This is a genomic window from Ruegeria sp. BHSA162 (assembly GCF_059613385.1).
This window is the reverse complement of sequence record NZ_JBXWSK010000146.1, coordinates 1-2,753: the sequence shown is the minus strand read 5'-3', so window position 1 is coordinate 2,753 and position 2,753 is coordinate 1. Positions and strand designations below refer to the sequence as shown.

Sequence of the window (2,753 nt, the reverse complement as noted above, 5' to 3'; positions counted from 1 at the left end):
GTATCGGCGATCTGCCGTTCGGTCGCGGCCTGGCACAGGCGCATCAGGTTGGCCTGCGCGGCGACCAGCGCCTGGTACCGGCTGGGGCGGCTGGCCCGCCAGAACCGCCACATCCACGGCGCGATCTGCAGGGCATAGGCGGGCGGGATCGACAGCGGCCCCAACGGATCGAGCAGCCATTTCGGGGCCTTTTTCATGATCCCCGGCGTGGCCAGAGGTTCGACCTCGGGGAAGGCGAACGCCCCGGCATTTCCCGCCGAACTGCCCGCGGCCACGCCTTCGCGGTCCAGTATCTGAACCGTGTAACCCCGACGCTGCAATTCCAGCGCCGCGCTGATACCGACGACGCCGGCACCTATGATGATGACATCTTTCTTCATGTGATCTCTATACCCGAACGGAATGGATCGGCGGGATCAAAAATCAAGCGGCTTTCGGCCATCACGAAAGCCTGACCGGTGATCGAGGGGATCACCCCGCCGTTCGGACCCGGCTGATAGGACAGCCTATAGGGGCTGCCTATGACGCTAGCCTGCACGATTTCTTCACCCGGCGCCAAGCGCCCATCGGCCGCCAGACAGGCCAACCGCGCCGAACTGCCCGTGCCGCAGGGCGAGCGGTCATAGGCGTCATCGGGGCACAGAACGAAGTTTCGGCTGTGGACGCCGGAGGCCGGCGCGGTCTCCTGAAAAATCACATGATCGATCGGCTCGCCCGCTTCGCCGCCCACGCCCTGCGCGACCGAGGCCTGCCGAATGGCGACGCCCAGATCGGTCAGTTGCCGGATGTTCGCGGGCTCGACCGGCACCGGGCTGGGATCGACGATAAAGAACCAATTGCCGCCATAGGCCACATCACCTGTAACCGGCCCGAAATCCGGAACCTCGATCGTCACGGCCTGATGCACCCGCCGGCTTTCGATGTTGGTTACTGTCACTGTGTTGGGATCGTGCAGCTCCACCGTGACCACACCCGCTGGGGTTTCGATCCGGTGGATGCCAACACCGATCCGCCCAAGATGGGCCAGCGTCACGGTCAACCCAATCGTGCCATGCCCGCACATGCCAAGCACCGCATCCACGTCGAAGAAGATCACCCCGGTCACGCAGGACGGATCGACCGAAGGCACCAGCAGCGCCCCCACCATCGCTGGCTGACCGCGCGGCTCCAGCATGACCGAGCGCCAGAACGGGCGGTGCTGGGTCGCCAAAAGCCCTGCGCGTTCGGATAGAGGACCGCTGCCCAGATCGGGCGCGCCGTCCAGAATCACGCGCGTCGGCTCTCCGCCGGTATGGCTGTCGATCACATGCACGCGGCAATCACCCCGCCTTGCCTTGACCAGTCTGCAAACCAGGCGCGAAACAAGCTGTACTGCTGTTCGCAATAGTTGCGCTGCGCATCGGTCAGCGCGTCAGTTTCGTTGAAGTGCAAGCGGTATTCATCCTCGCCGTTCAGAACCAGAAGGTGCTTGTAGTACAGAACCAGATCGGGGCCTTCATCGAAACTGGACAGCACGTGGATGGCCTCTGTCAACTCCTGTGCGCGCTGGCGGGCCTCGGCATTGCCAGTGGCCGCTTTTTTCGACAAAGCGGTCAGCAGCAGAACCTCTTTGGGCAGTACATTACCGATGCCGGTGATTGCGCCGGTTGCGCCACAGTTGACGATGCCATGGTAGACGGCCGTATCGACCCCCACCATCAGCGTCACCTGGTCATCACGGCTGGTGATGTTCTCAGCCGCATAGCGCAGATCGTCCTTGCCACCGAATTCCTTGAAGCCCACCAGATTGGAGTGCTCGGCCCGCAGCGCAAAGAAAAGGTCGGCGCGTGTGGCGAATCCATAATACGGACTGTTGTAGATGACCGCCGGAATATCCGGTGCCGCCGACAGGATGGCCTTGAAATGGTTGCGCTGCGCCGTGACCGAACTGCCGCGCGACAGGACCCGCGGGATAACCATCAGCCCAGCTGCACCCACCTTTTGCGCATGCGCTGCATGCGCCACGGCGGATTGCGTGTTGACCGCCCCGGTGCCCACCACCACGGGCAGGCCCGCGCCGATCAACCGCTCGACCCCTTCCATCCGCTGTTCATCGGTCAACAGCGGCCAGTCGCCCATCGACCCGCAGTAGACGACCGCGGACATGCCCGCCTCGATCATCTGCTGACCCTTTCGCACCAAGGCGTCAAAGTCGGGCTGACGGTCGGGCGTACAAGGGGTCATGAGCGCGGGCATGGCGCCGGTAAAGACGTCGGGTGACATGTAGCCGATCCTTTCCAAGTTGCCCGCGTCCATCGCCGGGCGGTCAGATTTCCTGTCTCAACCCCGCAGTATCGGATTTTGTATCCAAAATCCACAGGATTCGTCTGGCAAAAGGAAAACGCGCCAGGCAGAGGGCCCGGCGCGTTCACATTTTCCAATTGGACAACGGTTCAGCGCAACCGCATCCCGCTTTCCGGGTCAAACAGCATGGCGCGTTCGGGCCGAACCGAGATTCCGATCCGTTCGCCCGTTTTGCTGCGCTGGTCGTCCCGCTCTTCGACGATCAACTTGTCACCGTTGGGCGTCAGCAAATAACTGTAGGAGACGCCGCCAAGCGCTTCGGTCAGATCGACGGTACAGGTGTCGCCGGACCGATCCACGGCAATATGTTCCGGGCGGATTCCCAGGATCACCTTCTTGGCATCCGTCGGCACGCCGTTGGTGACAGGGATCGCATCCGTCAGGGCAGGATGGCGCACGGTTCCTTCGAC

Annotated in this window: 4 protein-coding genes; all 4 read right to left on the bottom strand. The window is 62.9% G+C overall.

The window, feature by feature from the left end:
- A partial coding sequence (locus AC2FM5_RS19500) for an FAD-dependent oxidoreductase (protein WP_496737628.1) occupies nucleotides 1-380 on the bottom strand: 380 nt, incomplete at its 3' end.
- Nucleotides 377-1,312, bottom strand: a complete 936-nt coding sequence (locus tag AC2FM5_RS19495; protein ID WP_170359311.1) for a 4-hydroxyproline epimerase — start codon at nucleotides 1,310-1,312, stop codon at nucleotides 377-379. The genes AC2FM5_RS19500 and AC2FM5_RS19495, both read right to left, overlap by 4 nt.
- Nucleotides 1,303-2,262: a dihydrodipicolinate synthase family protein gene (locus AC2FM5_RS19490; protein WP_496737626.1), complete on the bottom strand. Its 960-nt coding sequence runs from the start codon at nucleotides 2,260-2,262 to the stop codon at nucleotides 1,303-1,305. Before AC2FM5_RS19490 ends, AC2FM5_RS19495 begins: the two co-directional genes overlap by 10 nt.
- 170 nt (nucleotides 2,263-2,432) lie before the next feature.
- Nucleotides 2,433-2,753, bottom strand: a 321-nt coding sequence (locus AC2FM5_RS19485; protein ID WP_496737625.1) for a TOBE domain-containing protein, incomplete at its 5' end; no start/stop codon positions are given.

Bases quoted from the DNA above. Each gene is read 5' to 3' on its own strand.
- AC2FM5_RS19490 (WP_496737626.1), bottom strand. From the start codon at position 2,262: ATGTCACCCGACGTCTTTACCGGCGCCATGCCCGCGCTCATGACCCCT.